Here is a 19343-nt window from a genome sequence, read left to right as displayed (position 1 = left end):
CTGTAGCCTTCGGCCTCCGATAATAGTCCGCGCCCGCAGATGGGTCCCGATGGTCGCTCGGCCATCCGGCACCCTTTAGCCGATCTGCCAGGGCCGGGTGATACACTCGACTGACGCGCACATGCGCCTGCAGGTTCAGCGATCATGACCCAGATTTCCGAACGCCTGTTGGTTCAAGCCCATCTTGATGCCAAGCAGCCCAACCCGCTGACGCCCGAGCAGGAGGCCGATTACCGTGCGGCCATCGCTGCCGAGCTCAAGGCCCAGAACGCCGTGCTGGTGGCCCATTACTATTGCGACCCGGTGATCCAGGCGCTGGCCGAGGAAACGGGCGGCTGTGTGTCCGACTCCCTGGAAATGGCTCGCTTCGGCAAGAACCATCCCGCCAGTACCGTGGTAGTGGCAGGCGTGCGTTTCATGGGTGAGACCGCCAAGATCCTCACCCCGGAAAAACGCGTGCTGATGCCGACGCTGGAAGCGACCTGCTCCCTTGACCTGGGATGCCCGGTGGAGGAGTTTTCGGCCTTCTGCGACCAGCACCCGGAGCGCACCGTGGTGGTCTACGCCAATACCTCGGCGGCGGTGAAGGCGCGGGCAGACTGGGTGGTGACTTCCAGCTGCGCGCTGGAGATCGTAGAGAGCCTGATGGACAACGGCGAGACGATCATCTGGGGCCCGGACCAGCACCTGGGGCGCTACATCCAGAAGCAAACAGGTGCCGACATGCTGCTGTGGGATGGCGCTTGCATCGTGCATGAGGAATTCAAGTCGCGCCAGTTGGCCGACATGAAGGCGTTGTATCCGGACGCGGCGATCCTCGTCCATCCGGAATCGCCGGAGGCGGTGATCGAACTGGCCGACGCGGTGGGCTCTACCAGCCAGCTGATCAAGGCAGCCCAGACGCTGCCGAACAAGACGTTCATCGTCGCCACCGACCGCGGCATCTTCTACAAGATGCAGCAGCTGTGCCCAGACAAGGAGTTCGTCGAAGCGCCCACCGCGGGTAACGGTGCGGCCTGCCGTAGCTGTGCCCATTGCCCGTGGATGGCCATGAACACCCTGGAGCGCACCCTCGACTGCCTGCGCAAGGGCAGCAACGAGATCTTCGTGGATCCTGCGCTGGTGCCCAAAGCGATCAAACCGCTCAATCGCATGCTTGATTTCACCCAGGCAGCGCGCTTGAAGCTTTCCGGCAACGCCTGACCCGCATTGCCCAGGGGCGCAAAGCGCCCCCTTGGGCCTTAGCGGCCCATCATCTCCTTGACCATCCGTTGCTGCTCCATGATTTCCCGCTGGCGCTGATCGATCTGCGAGGCCAGTGGGAAATTGCTGCCTGCGCGGCGCTTGGCGTAGTCCAGTTGCTGGATGGCTTGGTCGAAGTCGCCGACCAGGGTGAAATACTCGGCGCGTGCCCGGTGCAGGCCGATGGTGTTGCCTGACAATCCGCGCACTTCGGCGACGTCGTACCAGACATCCGGATCGTCCGGTCGGCGTTTGATCAGGTCATCCAGGACTTTTTCCGCCTCGGCAGGGCGATTCTGCTTGATCAACAGGTCGGCCCGTATCTGCTGCAGTGGGTAACTGCTCGGGTACAGGGCGCGCAGGCGCTCGGCCCGCTGCTGGGCGTCGGCCAGACGATTGTTGGTGATGTCCAGGTCGATCTGCGCCAAGTTGTAGGTGATGTCGTTGGGCGCCTTGGCCAGCAGCGGCTGCAGGTTGGCCCGCGCTTCGTTGAGCTGGCCGCCCTTGATCTGGGCGATGGCCAGGCCATAGCGCGCGGCATCGAGGGTGGGGTCTTCGTCTAGCTGGGCACGGAAGCGCTTGGCCGCCAGGCCTGGTGTGCCTTCGTAGATCAGCGCGACGCGGGCGCGGATCAGCTGGTAGCGCGCGCTGTCCTCGACCCCGCCTTTGGGCGCTTGTTCGGCGCGGTTGCGGGTGTCGGCGATACGCGATTCGGTGACCGGGTGGGTGAGCAGGAATTCCGGAGGCTTGGCGTCATAGCGATACTGGCGGGCCAGGCGCTCGAACATGCTGGGCATATTGCGGGGGTCGTAACCGGCTTTTTCCAGGTTGAGGATACCGATGCGGTCGGCTTCCTGTTCGTTCTGCCGGGAGAAGCGGCGCTGCTCCTGGATCGCTGCGGCCTGGGTGCCGGCGATCACGCCGATGCCGGCGTCGCCACCACCACCGGCCGCCAGCACGATACCGGCCAGCAGCGCGGCCATCATGGGCAGTTGCATGCGCTGCTGAGCCTCGACGCCCCGGGCGAAGTGGCGCTGGGACAAGTGCGCCAGTTCGTGGGCCAGGACCGAGGCGTACTCGCCTTCGGTCTGGGCGTTGAGGAACAGGCCGCCGTTGACCCCGACGATCCCGCCAGGGGCGGCAAAGGCGTTGAGCTCACGGCTGTCGATGAGGATGAACTCCAGGCGGCGGTCCTGCAGTTGGCTGGTTTCGGCCAGCTTGTAGACGCTGGTCTCGACGTAGTCCTTGAGCTGCGGATCGTTCAGCTGGTTGACCTGGCCGCGCAGCAGGCTAAGCCAGGCCCGGCCCAGTTGGTGCTCCTGCTGCGGCGAGACGATCGCGGAACTGGCATCGCCCAGTGACGGCAGGTCGTCGGCGTGACCGGGAAGGGCCATCAGGCAGGCCAGCGTCAACAGGGTGGGGCGCAGTAGATTCATGCATGAAGCTCGCATCGATCAAAGAGCCTTACTGTAGCTGGCTCACACGTTGGCGACCAGTGGCGTTATCCTAGCGAACTTGTCTGCAATGCTGATGCCCCGCCAGGAGATGCCCGGATGATCGATACCCCCACCTGCGATGCCGAACTCGATGCCAGTGGGCTCAATTGCCCCTTGCCTTTGCTCAAGGCAAAGATGGAGCTCAATCGGCTGGCCAGCGGCGCGGTACTGAAGGTGATCGCCACCGACGCCGGCTCCCAGCGCGACTTCCGCACTTTTGCCCAGCTCGCCGGTCATACGCTGCTTCGTGAAACCGCCGAGGCCGGTGTCTACACCTACTGGCTGCGCAAGGCCTGAGTCTTATCCCAAGGATCATTAATGTTCAAAGTGCTTCGAGACTGGATGCAGCGCTACTTCTCCGATGAGGAGGCGGTGGTGTTGGCAGTGCTGCTGTTCCTGGCTTTCACTGCAGTGCTGACCCTGGGCGGCATGCTCGCACCGGTGCTGGCCGGCATGGTCCTGGCGTTTCTCATGCAGGGCTTGGTCAATGCCTTGGAGCGTTTGCACGTTCCCACCCGGCTGGCGGTGTGGCTGGTGTTCGCGTTGTTCATGGGGGCGCTGGCGGTGTTCCTGCTGGTGCTGGTTCCGTTGCTCTGGCACCAGTTGATCACGCTGTTCAACGAGCTGCCGGGCATGCTGGGTAAGTGGCAGTCGCTGCTGCTGTTGCTGCCGGAGCGTTATCCGCACCTGGTCTCCGATGAGCAAGTGCTGCGCGCCATCGAGTCGGTGCGTGGTGAGATCGGCAAGTTCGGCCAGTGGGCGCTGACGTTCTCCTTGTCCAGCCTGCCGCTGTTGGTCAATGCAATGATCTACCTGGTGCTGGTGCCGATCCTGGTGTTCTTTTTCCTCAAGGATCGTGAGCTGATCGCCCGTTGGGTTGGTGGCTACCTGCCACGTCAGCGTACTCTGCTCAATCGTGTAGGCGATGAAATGAACCGGCAGATCGCCAATTACATCCGCGGCAAAGGTATCGAGATCCTGATCTGCGGTATTGCCACGTATATCGCCTTTATCAGCTTGGGGCTCAACTATGCGGCGCTGCTGGCCTTGCTGGTGGGGTTGTCGGTGGTGGTGCCCTATGTGGGAGCGGTGGTGGTGACCGTGCCGGTGACCTTGATCGCGCTGTTCCAATGGGGCTGGGGCGACCAGTTCATCTATCTGATGGCGGTGTACGCGATCATCCAGGCGCTCGATGGCAACGTGCTGGTGCCGCTGCTGTTCTCCGAGGCGGTTAGCCTGCACCCGGTGGCGATCATCTGCGCGGTACTGTTATTTGGCGGGCTGTGGGGGTTCTGGGGGATCTTCTTCGCGATTCCGCTGGCAACACTGTTCAAGGCCGTGCTCGATGCCTGGCCAAGGCACGAGCCTTCAGTGGCGCCCATATTGTAACCGCTCACCTCTTCGCGGGTTCAGTCGCGAAGAGGTGAGCGCTCATATCAGGGCTTGTTCAGCGCCTGGGCGGCTGCCAGCACCGCATCCACATGTCCGGGCACCTTCACTGCGCGCCATTCCTGGCGTAGCACGCCGTTCTTGTCGATCAGGAAGGTGCTGCGGTCCACGCCCATGTATTCCTTGCCGTACAGCTTCTTGAGCTTGATCACGTCGAACAGCTGGCACAGTGCCTCGTCCTTGTCGCTGATCAGCTCGAACGGAAAGCCCTGCTTGGCCTTGAAGTTCTCGTGGGACTTGATGCCATCGCGGGAGACGCCGAACACCACCGTGTTGGCGGCGCGGAAGGCTTCGTGCTGGTCGCGGAAACCCTGGCCTTCGGTGGTGCAGCCCGGAGTGCTGTCCTTGGGGTAGAAATACAACACCACTTGCTGGCCCTTGAGATCGGCAAGGTTAACGGACTGGCCGCTGGTGGCTTGGGCCTGGAAGTCGGCGACGGGTTGGTCGAGTGCTACGGCCATGGTGGGCTTCCTTACATGGGATTCTGTGGGCGCCAGGGTTCGATCAGTGCATCCAGGTTCAGGGCGTCGGCGAAGTCCAGGAACTGGTCGCGCAACCAGCTGATCTGGGTACCGGCCGGCAGGATCACGGTGAACTGGGCATTGAGCATGCTGCTGCCGGTCTGCGGGGCCAGGTAGGTGTCGCAGGTCATGCTCTCGAGCTCGACGCGGTGATCGAGGAAGAACTGGCACAGCTCGCTGACGATATCCGGGCGATAGGCGGCACTGACATAGGCCACGTAGGGCAGGGCCTGGGGGCGTACTTCCTGATCGGCGCTGCGCACTACGTCGAGGGTCAGGCCGTGCTTCTTGCCCAAGCCTGGCAGTACCGCCTCCAGGCGCGCCAGGGCATCCCAGCTGCCACCGACCTGCAAGACCAGGGCACTGGTCTCGCCATGGCGGGTCAGGCGCGAAGTGATCACCGCGCAGCGATTGTCGAAGGCGGCGCGGCTGAGAACGTTGGCCAGCTCCATGGGGTTGGGACCCAAGGCACTGATGACAAGGAATTGTTCGCGGACAGTGGGGGTGGACATGCAGCATTCCTAAAGCGATGAGCGGTCGGCACAGGACAGGCATAAGCCTCCTGTCGGCAGGGCCCCGGGCTCGCATTCGAGGTCGTGGACGCTGGCGCGGAGCATTGTCGACGGCCCGGCGGGCCACGCTGTGCCGATCAAAGGGAGAAGGGTAGCGAAAAGCAGTGCGAAGGGGAATGCTCCACCCGCCTGCTTCGCTTGTGCAAGGCCGATGGCGCCAGTACCATTACCGCTCTCTTTTTCCGGCAGGAGCAGTTACATGATTGCGGGCAGTATGGTGGCATTGGTCACTCCCATGGATGCACAAGGGCGTCTTGATTGGGACAGCCTCGACAAACTTGTAGACTTCCACCTGGAAAAAGGCACTCACGCGATCGTCGCTGTCGGCACCACCGGTGAGTCCGCCACGCTGGATGTCGAGGAGCACATCCTGGTCATCAAGCATGTGGTCGAACGCGTCAAGCGCAGCAACCACCGTATCCCGGTCATTGCCGGTACCGGCGCCAACTCCACTGCCGAAGCCGTCCACCTGACCCAGAACGCGAAGAACGCAGGCGCCGACGCCTGCTTGCTCGTCGTGCCGTACTACAACAAGCCGACCCAGGAAGGCCTGTACCAGCACTTCAAGCACATCGCCGAAGCCGTCGACATCCCGCAGATCCTCTACAACGTACCCGGCCGCACCTCCTGCGACATGCAGGCCGAGACCGTCATCCGCCTGTCGAAGGTCAAGAACATCATCGGCATCAAGGAAGCCACCGGCGACCTGGTGCGCGCCAAGGCCATCCTCGACGGCGTCGACAAGGACTTCATCGTCTTGTCCGGCGACGATCCGACCGCCGTCGAGCTGATCCTGATGGGCGGCAAGGGCAACATCTCCGTCACTGCCAACGTCGCCCCGCGCGAAATGGCCGATCTGTGCGAGGCCGCCCTTGAGGGCAATGCCGAGAAGGCCCGCGCAATCAACGAAAAACTCATGCCGCTGCACAAGGACCTGTTCTGCGAAGCCAACCCGATTCCGGTGAAGTGGGCGCTGGTGGAAATGGGCCTGATGCAAAAAGGCATCCGCCTGCCGCTCACCTGGCTGAGCGAAGGCTGCCACGAAAAAGTCCGTGCGGCCCTGCGCCAGTCCGGCGTACTGGTTTAATCGAGGAAGTACCCCGCATGAAGCGACTGGCTGGTCTCTCCACCCTTGCCCTGATCATTTCCAGCACCAGCGGTTGCGGCTGGCTGTGGGGCGAGGACGGCTATTTCCGCGACCGCGGCAGCGATTACCTGCAGGCGCACCCGACTGCGCCGATGCAGTTGCCGCCGGACGCCAGCAACCCCAAGCGCCTGGATCCGCTGTTGCCGATCCCGCGTAATGTCGCCGACGATCGTGCCACCGGCGAGTTTGAGGTACCCCGTCCACAGCCGTTGACCGCCACGGCCGAGGCAAGCGATTTCACCCTGCAGCGCAGCGGCAGCAGCCGTTGGGTGCTGGCCCAGCGCTCCCCGGCGGAAGTCTGGCCGGTGGCGCGCCAGTTCTTCGAGGACAACGGCTTCCGCATCGCCGAGGAGCGTCCGCAGACCGGTGAATTCAATACCAGCTGGCAGCGTTTCGACGAGCTCTCCGCGTCCCTGGGTCAACGTCTTGCCAGTTCCTCCAGCAGCCCGGACAGCGAAGTACGTGTCCGTGTGCGCATGGAGCCAGGCGTGCAGCGCAACACCTCCGAAGTGTATGTCGTCAGCGTCGAGCGTCCGGCCGGCAGCACCGCCGAGCCTGATTTCCCTTCCAGCTCCACCAATACCGGCGCTGACGCCCTGTTGGTCGACGAAATGCTGGCCAGCATGAACCGCAGCGCCGAGAAGGGCGGTTCGGTCTCGCTGCTCGCCGCCCGCGACTTCGACGCGCCAAGCCGCGTCAGCCTGGCCGAAGACGGCAGCGGCAACCCAGTACTTTATCTGGGCGCCGACCTGGATCGCGCCTGGTCCAGCGTGGGCCGCGCCCTGGAGCAGGGCGAATGGCGTGTCGAGGACATCAACCGCAGCCTGGGCCTTTATTACATCAACCTGTCCGAGAAACCCGACGACAAGCAGGACCAGCCTGGCTTCTTCGGTCGCCTGTTCGGCAGCGAGCCGAGCAAGGAAGAGCGTGAGGCCCGCGCCGAGCGTTATCAGGTCCGTCTGAGCAAGGTTGGCGAAAGCGTGCAGGTCACCGTCGAGAAGAACATCAACACTGTGGCACCGGCCGATGTGGCCCGCCGCGTGCTGAGCATGATTCAGGACCACCTGGGCTAAGTGCGTTTCGCGGTACTTGGAAGCGGTAGCCAGGGAAACGGCACGCTGATCGCCAGTGGTGACACGTTCATCCTGGTCGACTGTGGCTTTTCCCTGCGGGAGACCGAGCGACGCCTGGCGTTGCTCGGGGTGTCCGCGGCACAACTGAGCGCCGTGCTGGTGACCCACGAACATGCCGACCATGTGCATGGGGTGGGGTTGCTGGCTCGGCGCTACAATGTACCGGTCTATCTCAGCGAGGGGACCCTGCGTGGCATGCGCAAGCCGGTGCCTGCCACTGGTCTGCTCCGGTGTGGCGACAGCCTGCGTATCGGCGCTTTGGAAGTGAGCGCGGCGCGAGTCGAACATGACGCACTCGAGCCGTTGCAGTATGTGGTCAGTGATGGGTGTCGACGTTTCGGCATGCTCACGGACCTTGGCTCCTACGACATGCATCTGTTGGAGCGCTACCAAGGCCTGGACGCCCTGCTGATCGAAGCCAACCACTGTCGTGACATGTTGGCGCGCGGGCACTACCCGCACTTCCTGAAGCTTAGGGTCGGCGGCAGCCAGGGACATTTGAACAACCACCAGGCCGCGAGCCTGGTGGCCGAGCTGGGCTGGAAACACCTGCAGCACCTGGTGCTGGCCCACCTCAGCAGCAAGAACAACCGGCCACAACTGGCCCGCCAGTGCTTCGTCGACACCTTGGGGTGCGACCCGGACTGGCTCCAGGTGGCGAATCAGGAACATGGGCTCGACTGGCGCGAAATCGCCTAGCCCAACCACTCAAGCAAGCGGAGCCCATCATGGAAAAACGCGAAGAACTCTACCGCGGCAAGGCCAAATCGGTTTACAAGACCGACGACGCCGACCGCTTGATCCTGCTGTTCCGTAACGACACTTCGGCGTTCGACGGCAAGCGTATCGAACAGCTCGATCGCAAAGGCATGGTGAACAACAAGTTCAACGCCTTCATCATGCAAAAGCTGGAAGAAGCCGGCATTCCGACCCAGTTCGACAAGCTGCTCGGCGACAACGAGTGCCTGGTCAAGAAGCTGGACATGATCCCGGTCGAATGCGTGGTGCGTAACTATGCCGCCGGCAGCCTGGTCAAGCGCCTGGGCGTGGAGGAAGGCATCAAGCTGGAGCCGTCGACTTTCGAACTGTTCCTGAAGAACGACGAGAAGGGCGACCCCTTCATCAACGAATCCCACGTCGTCGCCTTCGGCTGGGGCACCGCCGAGCAGCTGGCGACCATGAAGCAGCTGTCGCTGAAGGTCAACGAAGTGCTGAGCAAGCTGTTCGATGACGCAGGCCTGCTGCTGGTGGACTTCAAGCTGGAGTTCGGTGTCTTCCACGGCCAGATCGTCTTGGGCGACGAGTTCAGCCCGGACGGCTGCCGTCTGTGGGACAAGGAAACCCGCAAGAAAATGGACAAAGACCGCTTCCGTCAGGGCCTCGGTGATGTCATCGAAGCCTATGAGGAAGTGGCCAAGCGTCTGGGCGTGCCGCTCTAAGCGACACGTTCACGCAAGCGCCTGATACCACGCGGATTTTTTCAAAGAAGGGTTTGCCTTTCGCGAAATCGCTGGTATGATGCGCGCCACTGGAGAGATGCCGGAGTGGTCGAACGGGACGGATTCGAAATCCGTTGTACCTTCGCGGGTACCTAGGGTTCAAATCCCTATCTCTCCGCCATACATGAAAAGCCCCTGAAACGAGAGTTTCAGGGGCTTTTTGCATTCTCGGTCAAATGCTTGGCATTGCTCTGCTTCGAAGCTGGGAGGATGCAGCGCCGTATTTATCCCCACCAGCTCTTGGTGCGTTGTAGTCGCTTATCCGAATTTCAGAACCGTCTTACCGCCAAAAGGGCGGTGTTAAATTGACGCTAATGTGACACCTAAATAACATCGCTCCCCGATTTTCTATGACTCAGGGAAGCGTCAATGAAGTGCGGTCAGCTTACCGCGCAAGGGTTTGTCTTGTGCGTCGTGTTTGGCAGTGTCGTCAGCTCCGTGTGGGCTTCGCCGGGCGACCAGGATTTGATCCGTGAACGGCAGAACCGCCTCCTCGAAGAACAACAGCGTCGACTCGAGGAACTGCGTTCTTTGCCGGGTAAGGCTGCCCAGCCCACACCCTCCCAGCGTCCGGAAGACGTGCGCTGCTTCGACATCAGCACCATCGAACTCAAAGGCGCCGACAGCCTGTCGGCCAGTGACCGTCAGGCACTGCTCAAGCCTTTCATCGGCCAATGCCTGGGCGTGTCTCAGCTCAACGCTTTGCTAAAGGCCATCACCGACCTGTACTTGGCGCGCGGCTTGGTGACCAGCCGCGCCTACTTGCCCCAGCAGGACCTGTCGTCCGGCCATTTGCAGGTGATGGTCGTGGAAGGGCGTCTGGAAAGTTTCCGCCCCGACGACAGCAGTGGCCTGTCCGAACGTGAACTGGCCATGGCCTTTCCCGGTTCGGCGGGCCAGTTGCTCAATCTGCGTGAGATCGAGCAGATGGTCGACCAGCTCAATCGTTTGCCGTCGAACCAGGCGCAGATGGAGCTCTCCCCAGGCGAGGCGGTCGGTGGTAGTCGTGTGTTGGTACGCAATGCACCGCAAAAGCCTTGGCGTGCCTCGCTGTCGCGCAACAATGAAGGCCAGCGCAGCACGGGCGAGCAGCAAGTCAATGTGGGGTTTGAATGGGACAGCCCGCTGGGGCTGGCTGACCAATTGGTGTTGCGTGGGGGCCATGATGTGGTCAGCGATCACACGCAAGGTTCGAACAACCGCGTGCTGTACTACAACCTGCCGTGGGGTTGGTGGAACTTCAGCTACAGCTACAGCGAAAACGAATATCGCTCAACAGCACGGGCCAACAGCTTTGCCTTCAAGCAGACCGGTGACAACCAGAACCACCAAATGCGCGCCGAGCGCGTTGTGCACCGCGACGCAGTCAGCAAGACCGCTTTGAACGTCGGGATCGCCCACCTGCGTACCAACAACTACATCGAAGATACCCGTCTGGACGCTAGCAGCAATCGCCTCAGCGAGGCGCAGTTCGGCATCAATCATGGCCGTCGCCTGGGTAGGGCTTTCGTCAACCTCGATCTCGGTATTCAGCAGGGCATCGGTGCTTTCGATGCCCAGGACAATGGTCATCCGCGGCCCGGCGAGCCAGTGGCGCGTTATCGCAAATACAGCGCGACCCTCAGCTTCATCCAAGGCTTCGAGCTCCTTGGCGAGCGCCTGAGCTTCAGTAGCCTGGCCAACGGCCAGCGCAGCGAGGATGTGCTGTTCAGCTCGCAACGTATCAGCCTAGGGGGCTTGGCTTCGATTCGGGGGTTCAAGGACCAGTCGCTGTCTGGCGACAGCGGTGGTTACTGGCGCAACGATCTGCGCTGGAGTCGACCGGTCACCTGGCCCTCCTTGCGGCCGATCGTCGCCGAGTACGGCATGGGCCTGGGTTACGACTTGGGTGTGATCCGCAATGATCGCTACAACGGCGACTTCCATGGGCGTGCCAGCAGCCACTCGCTGGAGTTGTTCGCCCGGGGTGAGCACCTCGCGGCCAGCGTGACCTTCGCCCGCAGCCTGGAGCGGCCTGATGCGCTGCCCGACAAGGAACACCCGGTGTATTTGCGCCTGGACCTATTCATCTGACACCTGATTCACGAGAGCACACATGGACGTTCGCCTATTCGCCTTCCTGGCCCGCCAACGCTCGGCCAGCATTCAACCCCGTGAGCGCTTTTGCGGATTGCCCAAGCGTGGCTTGGCATTCATATTGGCCAATGCCATCTTCTGGCAGCCGTTATGGGCCCAGGCGGGTGAAGGTATCGTAGTCAGTGCGCCGGGGACGAGCCTTGATCGGGCGGGCAATGGCGTACCGATCGTCAACATCGCCGCGCCCAACGGTAGCGGGCTCTCGCACAACCGCTTCAGTGATTACAACGTCGGTAAGCAGGGTGTCATCCTCAACAATGCCACCGGGCGGACCCAGGCGACCCAGTTGGGTGGCATTGTCCTCGGTAACTCCAATCTGAAGGGCAGCGCCGCTACTACCATCCTCAACGAAGTCAACGGTACCAACCCCAGCCAGTTGCGCGGCTACACCGAAGTTGCAGGGCAACGGGCACACGTCATCGTCGCCAACCCCCACGGCATCACCTGTGACGGTTGCGGCTTCATCAACACGCCCCGGGCCACGCTGAGCACGGGGCGACCGGTAATCGAGAATGGCCAGTTGACCCGCCACCAGGTCGACCAAGGCCAGGTCATCATCGAAGGGGCGGGGCTCAATGCCAACAACGTCGATAGCTTCGAGATCATCACCCGCAGTGCGAAGATCAACGCCCAGATCCAGGCCCGCGACCTGAGCATCGTTGCCGGGCGCAACGATGTCGACGCCCGCACACTGGCTACCACTGCTCGCACTGACAACGGCACCGCCAAACCAGAGCTGGCCATCGACTCTTCGGCGTTGGGCGGCATGTACGCCGGGTCGATCAAGCTGGTAGGTACAGAAGCTGGAGTGGGTGTAAAGCTTGATGGCAAGCTGATCGCCAGCGGTGGCGATATCCAGCTGGACGCCAATGGGCAATTGCGCATGGCTCAGGTCAGCGCCGCAGGCGATCTGCGCGCTAAGGCTCAGCAGGTCACCCTCGATGGCCCTGTGTATGCCGCTGGTACCGCTGAGCTGAGCGCTCGCGGCAAATTGAGCAACAACCAGAGCGTGGCAGCCGGGCGGCATGTCCAGCTCAGCGGCGCGCAGCTCGTTAACAGCGGTATCGTCGAGGCCGGGGTCAATGCAGACAACAGTCGCAACACCCAAGGCGATGTAACGCTGACGGCGCAGAATCTGCGCAACAGCGCCAGTGTGGTGGCCAGCCGCAACCTGCAGGTGAAGGCCGGCACCCTGGACAACCAGGGCGGCACGCTCAAAGGGGCCAATGCCCAGCTAACGGCCAGTACGCTCGATAACCGCAAGGGCCGCCTCGTCGCGGGCACTCAGCTCGGTATCAGCGCCACGCGGCTGGATAACCGCGAGGGCAAGGCCATCGCCAATCGCCTGAATGTGGCGGGCGGCGAGGTGATCAATCAGCTTGGTTTGTTCTCGGCCGAGCAGTCGCTGACGTTCGAACTTGAGCGGCTGGACAACAGTGGCAAGGGCAACCTCGTCAGTAACGGCACCCTTCAGGCGCGCGTGAAACAGACGCTCGATAACCAGGCCGACGGCCTGCTTTCGGCCAAGGGCACGCTCGAGGTGCAGAGCCCCAGCCTGGACAATCGCGGTGGCCTGATGGTCGGCGATGCCGGCGTCAGCATCTCTGGCACACGCCTGAACAACAGTGCCCTCGGCGTGATCAGCAGCCTGGGTGACGTGCAGCTTGATCTTGGCGCGTTGAACAACAGTCAGGGTGGCAGCCTTGCCAGCGACGGCAACCTAACCCTTGCCCTCGGCGCGACCGACAACCGCGATGGACGCCTGATCGCCCAAGGGCGACTGACGGGCACCACGGGCGATCTCGACAACCGCGACGGTGTGATCAGCGCCAGCCAGGGGCTCGACCTGACCACCGACAATGTCCTCAATGGCAGCAACGCCAGTGGCACATCCGGCGGTCTGATCACCAGTCAGGGAGCACTCACGCTTCGGGCCGGGCAGTTCGAATCCCTCGGTGATGGTGAGGTCTCTGCCAAGCAAAACCTGCAGTTGACGGTTGCCCGCCTAGTTCAGCAACAGGCGCGACTGATTGGTGAAGGCAACGTCCTGATCGAATTGGGGACGGGCGCTCAGCCGGGCGATTTCGACAACCGCGCCAGCTTGCTCAGCGCAGGCGGCCTGCTGCAGATCAAGGGGCTGGGTAACTTCGACAACCGGGGTGGTGAGGTTTCCAGCAAGCAAAGCTTTGACCTCGTCGCCCGCGGCACGCTCGACAACGGCGATCAAGGACGGATCATCAGCGCAGGCTCGCTCGGCCTGCAGGCGGCCACCTTGCGCAATGCCAACCAAGGGTTGATGTCTGGCTGGCAGGGGCTGACCGTCGAAGGCGTCAGCCTGGACAACAGCGCAGGCGGCACGCTTTCCAGCCGCGAGGGTGCGCTCGGCCTGACGTTGAGTGGTGCGCTGGACAACCATGGCAAGGGTGCGCTGGTCAGCCGGGGCGATATCACGCTCGACGCCGCAAGCCTTAATAACACCAGTGGCATCCTCTCAACTCAGGGCAATCTTGGCCTGAAGCTGGCCGGTAATCTCGACAACCGCAGTGGCGGGCTGCTCAGCGCCAAAGGCACCCTGGTCGGCAGTGGCAAGGCCTGGGACAACCGCGGCGGGCAGATCACCGCGAACGGGGTCAAGCTCGACACCGCCAGCCTCGACAACAGCGGTGGCCGCCTGGTCAGTGATGGTGATTTGCGCCTTGGCTTGCTCGGTGCGCTACTCAACATCGGGGCGGGCAGCACATTGGCCAGCGCCGGCCCGCTGGATCTGACTGCCAGGTCCGTCGACAACCGTGGTGGGCAACTGGTCAGCCAAGGGCTGCTTCACATCCTCGCCGGGCGCTTCGACAACAGTGCAACTGGCACTGTCGCCAGTCAGGATGCACTAGACCTGACGCTGACCGACGCCCTGGTCAACCGCCAGGGCGGCCTGATCTACAGCAAGGCGGGAACGCTGGAGATCGCGGCTTCTGACCTGGACAACGTCGACGGCACCCTGCGAGGGCAGCTCGACACGACCTTGCACATCCAGGAGGTGGCCAACAACCAGGGCGGGCACATCACCAGCCAGGCCGGCAATCTGGATTTGCAAAGCACCCGGTTGGACAACGGCAGCGGCGGTGTTCTCAGCAGTGCGGGCTGGCTGAAACTGGTCACCGACTGGTTCGGCAACAACGCAGGCACGACCCAGGCGCAATCGCTCGATGTGCAAGCGACGACGGCCATCGATAACCGCAAAGGGCACCTCTCGGCGATCGACGGTGAAAGCCGCATTGTTACCGGCGAACTCGATAACCGTGGCGGTGGGCTGTATGCCAGCGAGCTGCTGCACGTTCGCGCCAATCAACTGTTGAACCAGGGTAGCAGTGCCGGCCTGGGCGGCAAGGTCGGTGCCGCGAGTATCGACTTCAGCCTGCAAGGCGCCTTGAGCAACCAGTACGGTTTGATCGAAAGCAGCGGCCCGGTGACGTTGTCAGCTGCCAGTATCGACAACACCTCCGGCGCCATTCGCGCGCTGGGCCAGACAGGTACCACGCTTTTAGCTGCATCCGGTCTGTTGAACAACCGACTCGGTCGAATCGAGACGGCGGCCCAAAACCTCGACCTTCGCGCAGGCACTTTGCAGAACACTGCGGGTACCGTGCTGCATGTCGGCACCGGCAACTTCGGCGTCAACTTGGCCCAGGCCGGCCTGGCCGGGGGCAGCTTCACGACCAATGGCGACCTCAGTTATCAAGCTTCCGCCTGGACCAACAACGCCATCATCCAGGCGCGTAATCTCAACCTGACGATTGGCCAATTCAATCAGGGCGCCAATGGTCAGTTGCTCGCAGTGCAGCGCTTGACCGGCAGCGGCGGCAACTGGAGCAACAGCGGGCTGATTGCCAGCGATGGCAGCCTCGACCTCACGTTGACGGGTAACTACGGGAGCAGCGCACGCCTGAGCAGCGTGGGCAACCTCACATTGCGCACCGGTTCCATCACGCTTGGCCAGGCAGGCAGCATTGTCGGTGGAGGCACCACCAGCGTTACCAGCACCGGCCTGGTCGAAAACAGAGGGCGGTTGACGTCGACCCAAGACCTGCGTGTCAGCGCCGCCACGCTGAACAACTACGGCACGTTGGGCAGTGCGGATGATCTGCACCTGACCGCCGCGACCCTGCTCAACGAAAACGGCTTGATCTTCAGCGGCGGCGACATGCAGTTGCGCGTCCGGAACTTCACCAACCGCGATGCCGATGTCTACAGCCTGGGCAGTCTGCATATCGCCGCCGATGACCAGCAAGGCTGGGCGAGCAGCGTCCAGAACGTTTCCGGCAGTTTCGAAAGCGCCGGCGCCATGACGCTGTTGGTGCAGGATTTCGACAATCGCCGTGACGACGATTTCCAGATCGGCCAGCAGTTGGTCGCCGGCAACATCCGCATGTTCGCTGACGACGTCTGCGACGGTAAGGGCTGTGAGTTCAAGTTCCAGTCCTGGGAGCGCTACGAGGACGTCGTCACGCATGACTCACCCCAGGCGAGCATCACCGCCGGTGGTGACTTCCGGTTCCGCGGTGGCGCGTTCGATAACCTCTACAGCAGCATCGCGTCGGGCGGCAACATCGATATCCAGGCTGCCACCTTCCGTAACCAAGGAGCGGCGGGAGGCGTCGAGAAGCACCTGGACGGGTCTTTCTATACCCGCACCGATTCCTATTACTGGACATTCAGGGCCAACAAGGACCTGTACAACCGCTACAACGATCCCGCCTCGCCGGACTACAACCCTGGTGCCTTGACGCGTCAGCAGGTCTTCGAGTCCGGCGGTTACCCCGCGCATAACTTCCATGGCCTTGCAACGGCAGAAGTGCAAGTGTCGGGCACACCAGTCGCCAACGCCGTGCTTCAGGCCGCCGGCAACGTCAACATCAATGCCAGCGACCAGTTCGACAACAGTGTGGTGCGTCGCAATGCTGGCTCCCAGACCATCAGCAAGCGCAACGTCAACACGGCCAACGGTGCGACTACCGGCCAGTTCGCAGTCACCTCGCAATTGCCGCCGGACCTGGTACAGCGCCAGGTCAACCCCATCAGCCTGCCGAGCTTCACCCTGCCTCAAGGTGAGAACGGCTTGTTCCGCCTCAGTGGCCAGAGCGGTGCCGGTGGCAGCGCACAAGGCACAGGCGGGCTCATCGTCGCTGGGCAAAGCGCCAATGCGGTGTCCGGTTCTACCTTGAGCGTGCCGCGTGTACAGGGCGTGCCCAACACGGCTGCCCCGGACAACAGCCACAAATACCTGATCGAAACCAACCCTGAGCTGACGAAGCTCAAGCGTTTCCTGGGCTCGGACTATCTGCTCGACCGGGTCGGCTACGACCCGGACAAGGCGCAGAAGCGCCTGGGTGATGGCCTCTATGAACAGCGCCTGATCCAACAGGCCGTGGTGGCACGTACCGGCCAGCGTTACATCGACGGCATAGCCAACGACGAAGCCCTGTTCAAGTACCTGATGGACAACGCCATTGCTTACAAAGACCGCGTTCAGCTGAAGGTGGGCGTCGGCTTGACCGCCGAACAGGTCGCCGCACTGACCCACGACATCGTCTGGCTCGAAGAGGCGGTGGTCAACGGCGAAAAGGTCCTGGTGCCGGTGCTCTACCTGGCCCAGGCCGATGGCCGCTTGGCCCCTAACGGCGCGTTGATCATGGGCAGTGATGTGGCCTTGATCAGCGGTGGCGACCTGAGCAACCAAGGTACCTTGCGCGCCAGTGGCAACCTCTCGGCCACGGCCACCCACCTCGACAATACTGGCCTGATCGAAGCCAGCAAGCGACTCGACCTGCTGGCGATGGACAGCATCCGCAATGCCGCTGGCGGCATCATCAGCGGTGGCGACGTCAATCTTTCGGCCCTGACCGGCGACGTCATCAACGAGCGCACCATCACCTCGGTCGATACCCGCAGCGTCAACGACCGCATCCACAAGGAAATCGCCAACAACGCCGCACGCATCGAATCGCGCGGTGAGCTGGGCATCATCGCCGGGCGCGACCTGGTCAGCACCGGCAGCGTGATCCAGGCCGGGGGCGACGCGGCATTGCAGGCTGGGCGTGACCTGAGCATCGTGTCCGCGCAGGAAGTCGACAGCGCCGATTTCAAGAGCCGTCGGGTCACCGGCAACATCAGCGAGGTCACCCAGCACGGCAGCGACGTGCAGGTGGGCGGGGATCTGCAAGTGAACGCCGGTCGTGACGTCAATGTCGTGGCCAGCCGGGTCGAGGCAGGCCGAGACCTGGCCGTCAGCGCCGGTCGCGATGTGCTGATCAGCGCCGCCGCGAACGAAACGCACAGCAACAGCGACTACAAAGGCGGCGGCAAGGAAATCCAGCGCCAGGACGACACGGTCCGCCAGCAGTCCGCCGAGCTGAAGGCGGGCGGCGACGTGCTGGTCAATGCCGGCGAAAACATCACCCTCGTCAGCAGCAAGATCGGCGCTGGCGATGAAGCCTACCTGGTGGCCGGCAACAAGATCGAGCTGCTCGCCGCCAACGACAGCGACTACTCGCTGTACGACATGAAGGAAAAGGGTAACTGGGGCCAGAGCAAAACCCAGCGTGACGAAGTCACCGACATCAAGGCGGTGGGCAGCGAAATCAGCGCGGGCGCCGACATCACCTTGCGCAGCGGCGGCGACCAGAAGTACCAGGGCGCCAAACTCGACAGCGGCAATGACATCGCCATCGTCAGCGGTGGCAGCGTCACCTTCGAAGCAGTGAAAGACCTGCACCAGGAGAGCCATGAGAAGAGCAAAGGCGATCTGGCCTGGCAGTCATCCAAAGGCAAGGGCCAAACCGATGAGACGCTGCGCCAGACCCAGCTGATTGCCCAAGGCAACGTCGCGATCAAGGCCGTGGAAGGGCTGAAGATCGACATCAAGCACATCGACCAGCAAAGCGTGAGCCAGGCCATCGACGCGATGGTCAAGGCCGACCCGAATTTGGCGTGGCTGAAGGAGGCGGAAAAGCGCGGGGATGTGGATTGGCGGCAGGTGCGGGAGATCCATGACAGTTGGAAGTACAGCAACTCGGGTATGGGGCCCGCCACACAGATTGCCATTGCGATTGCGGCAGCCGCGATTGGCGGGCTGGCTGCCGCCGGTGCGCTCGGTAGCGCGGGAGTGGGAACGGCTACGGTAACGTTTGGGGCGGGTGTTGGTGCGGCAGGGAGCCTGTCCAGCACTGCCGCGGTCAGCCTGATCAACAACAAGGGTGACCTGGGTAAGGTACTGCAGGATAGCTTCAGCAGCGACAGCCTCAAGCAAATAGCCATTGCCAGCATCGTGGGTGGGCTGAGCGCAGGTTATTTCGATAAGTTGACGGGCACCGAAACACAATCGGTGACTGGCAAGGTCGTTGCGCCGTTGAATACGGTTGAGGGCATCAGCCGATTTGCCGCCAATCAGGCGCTGCAAAACATCACCAGCACGGCTTTGAGCCAAGCATTGGGGCAGGGAGGAAGTTTCGGTAGCGCGTTAAAAGACTCGCTGTACAACACGCTAGCCGCCGCTGCGTTCAATGCCGTGGGTAATCTGCACCTGGAAAATGGCAGTGCGCAGAAGATTGCGGCGCACGCGCTGGTAGGTGGGCTGGTGGCCGAGGCCGCGGGCAAGGACTTCGCCAGTGGCGCCATTGCCGCTGGTGCCAACGAAGCGTTGGCGACCGAGTTGAGGCAAGCCGTTACACGGTTGAGTCCCAAGAACAGGGACGCCTTACTGGTCATGTCGTCGCAGTTGGTGGGCCTCGTGGCGGCAGGGCTGGTGAAGCCCGATGGTAAAGGGATGGAGACCGGTGCCTGGATTGCCAAGAACGCCACTCAATACAACTTCCTCAATCATGAGCGAGCGGAAGACCTGGTTGAAGACATTCACAGTTGCAAGGGTAAACCAAGCTGTGAACGGGACATGTGGATTGGCAGCGGCTACAACAAGGAGAGTCTGGAGAACCTTGATGACGCGCTGAAAACCATGGGGCCGGTACGCGCGAAGGACCTGATGACCCAGATCCAAGGCGGGCTGGCCGCGCTCGGAACGCTACAGTGCACGACGCCTACGTGTGAGAACATCAAGTTCGAGCTGCTTGATCGAAGCTTCAAAGCTTTGGATTCCTTGGA

The 19343-nt window shown here is 62.4% G+C and carries 12 protein-coding genes and 1 tRNA gene; 10 read left to right on the top strand and 3 right to left on the bottom strand.

The genetic code is table 11. From position 1 onward, the window contains the following. Window positions 1-144 precede the first annotated feature (144 nt). Window positions 145-1203 (top strand): quinolinate synthase NadA, encoded by a 1059-nt coding sequence (gene nadA / locus HMPREF3173_RS15570; RefSeq protein WP_043213124.1) that lies wholly within the window; start codon window positions 145-147, stop codon window positions 1201-1203. A 38-nt stretch (window positions 1204-1241) separates the two neighbouring features. Here the strand turns inward: nadA and HMPREF3173_RS15565 are convergent, their stop codons facing one another. Then, the gene (locus HMPREF3173_RS15565; RefSeq protein WP_043213125.1) at window positions 1242-2678 is read right to left on the bottom strand and encodes a M48 family metalloprotease; all 1437 of its coding nucleotides are present in this window, start codon (window positions 2676-2678) and stop codon (window positions 1242-1244) included. Window positions 2679-2795: 117 nt separating this feature from the next. On the opposite strand from HMPREF3173_RS15565, the gene HMPREF3173_RS15560 reads away from it, so the two are divergent. Then, a complete protein-coding gene (locus HMPREF3173_RS15560) occupies window positions 2796-3035 on the top strand; it encodes a sulfurtransferase TusA family protein (RefSeq protein WP_043213126.1) in 240 nt (79 codons plus the stop codon). Between the two features lie 21 nt (window positions 3036-3056). Further along, a complete protein-coding gene (locus HMPREF3173_RS15555; protein WP_043213127.1) occupies window positions 3057-4127 on the top strand; it encodes an AI-2E family transporter in 1071 nt (356 codons plus the stop codon). A 47-nt stretch (window positions 4128-4174) separates the two neighbouring features. Here HMPREF3173_RS15555 and HMPREF3173_RS15550 read toward each other — a convergent pair whose 3' ends face one another. Together HMPREF3173_RS15550 and HMPREF3173_RS15545 are read right to left on the bottom strand one after the other, a co-directional pair. Further along, entirely contained in the window at window positions 4175-4648 is a 474-nt protein-coding gene (locus HMPREF3173_RS15550) for a peroxiredoxin (protein WP_070574364.1), read from the bottom strand. A gap of 11 nt (window positions 4649-4659) precedes the next feature. After that, a complete protein-coding gene (locus tag HMPREF3173_RS15545; RefSeq protein ID WP_043213129.1) occupies window positions 4660-5220 on the bottom strand; it encodes a glycine cleavage system transcriptional repressor in 561 nt (186 codons plus the stop codon). Between the two features lie 259 nt (window positions 5221-5479). Here HMPREF3173_RS15545 and dapA point away from each other — a divergent pair, with 259 nt between their 5' ends. From dapA to HMPREF3173_RS15510, 7 genes are all read left to right on the top strand, one after another. Next, window positions 5480-6367: a 4-hydroxy-tetrahydrodipicolinate synthase gene (gene dapA / locus HMPREF3173_RS15540; RefSeq protein WP_043213132.1), complete on the top strand. Its 888-nt coding sequence runs from the start codon at window positions 5480-5482 to the stop codon at window positions 6365-6367. Between the two features lie 17 nt (window positions 6368-6384). Beyond that, window positions 6385-7500: an outer membrane protein assembly factor BamC gene (gene bamC / locus HMPREF3173_RS15535; protein WP_070574362.1), complete on the top strand. Its 1116-nt coding sequence runs from the start codon at window positions 6385-6387 to the stop codon at window positions 7498-7500. Further along, window positions 7501-8259, top strand: a complete 759-nt coding sequence (locus HMPREF3173_RS15530) for an MBL fold metallo-hydrolase (RefSeq protein ID WP_070574360.1) — start codon at window positions 7501-7503, stop codon at window positions 8257-8259. Window positions 8260-8288: 29 nt separating this feature from the next. Next, window positions 8289-8999, top strand: a complete 711-nt coding sequence (purC, locus tag HMPREF3173_RS15525; protein ID WP_043213139.1) for a phosphoribosylaminoimidazolesuccinocarboxamide synthase — start codon at window positions 8289-8291, stop codon at window positions 8997-8999. Window positions 9000-9090: 91 nt separating this feature from the next. Beyond that, window positions 9091-9180: transfer RNA gene (locus HMPREF3173_RS15520), tRNA-Ser, on the top strand. Window positions 9181-9428: 248 nt separating this feature from the next. Beyond that, window positions 9429-11132 carry a ShlB/FhaC/HecB family hemolysin secretion/activation protein gene (locus HMPREF3173_RS15515; RefSeq protein ID WP_070574359.1) on the top strand — a complete coding sequence of 568 codons (1704 nt, stop codon included), beginning with the start codon at window positions 9429-9431 and terminating at the stop codon, window positions 11130-11132. Between the two features lie 22 nt (window positions 11133-11154). Next, the coding region (locus HMPREF3173_RS15510) for a two-partner secretion domain-containing protein (RefSeq protein WP_083300071.1) at window positions 11155-19343 on the top strand (8189 nt) is incomplete at its 3' end.

The organism is Pseudomonas sp. HMSC08G10, from assembly GCF_001808425.1.
GTDB classification, from domain to species: Bacteria; Pseudomonadota; Gammaproteobacteria; order Pseudomonadales; family Pseudomonadaceae; genus Aquipseudomonas; species Aquipseudomonas guariconensis.
Note: the sequence above shows the minus strand (reverse complement) of the source record. Positions and strands in the feature narration are given on the sequence as shown.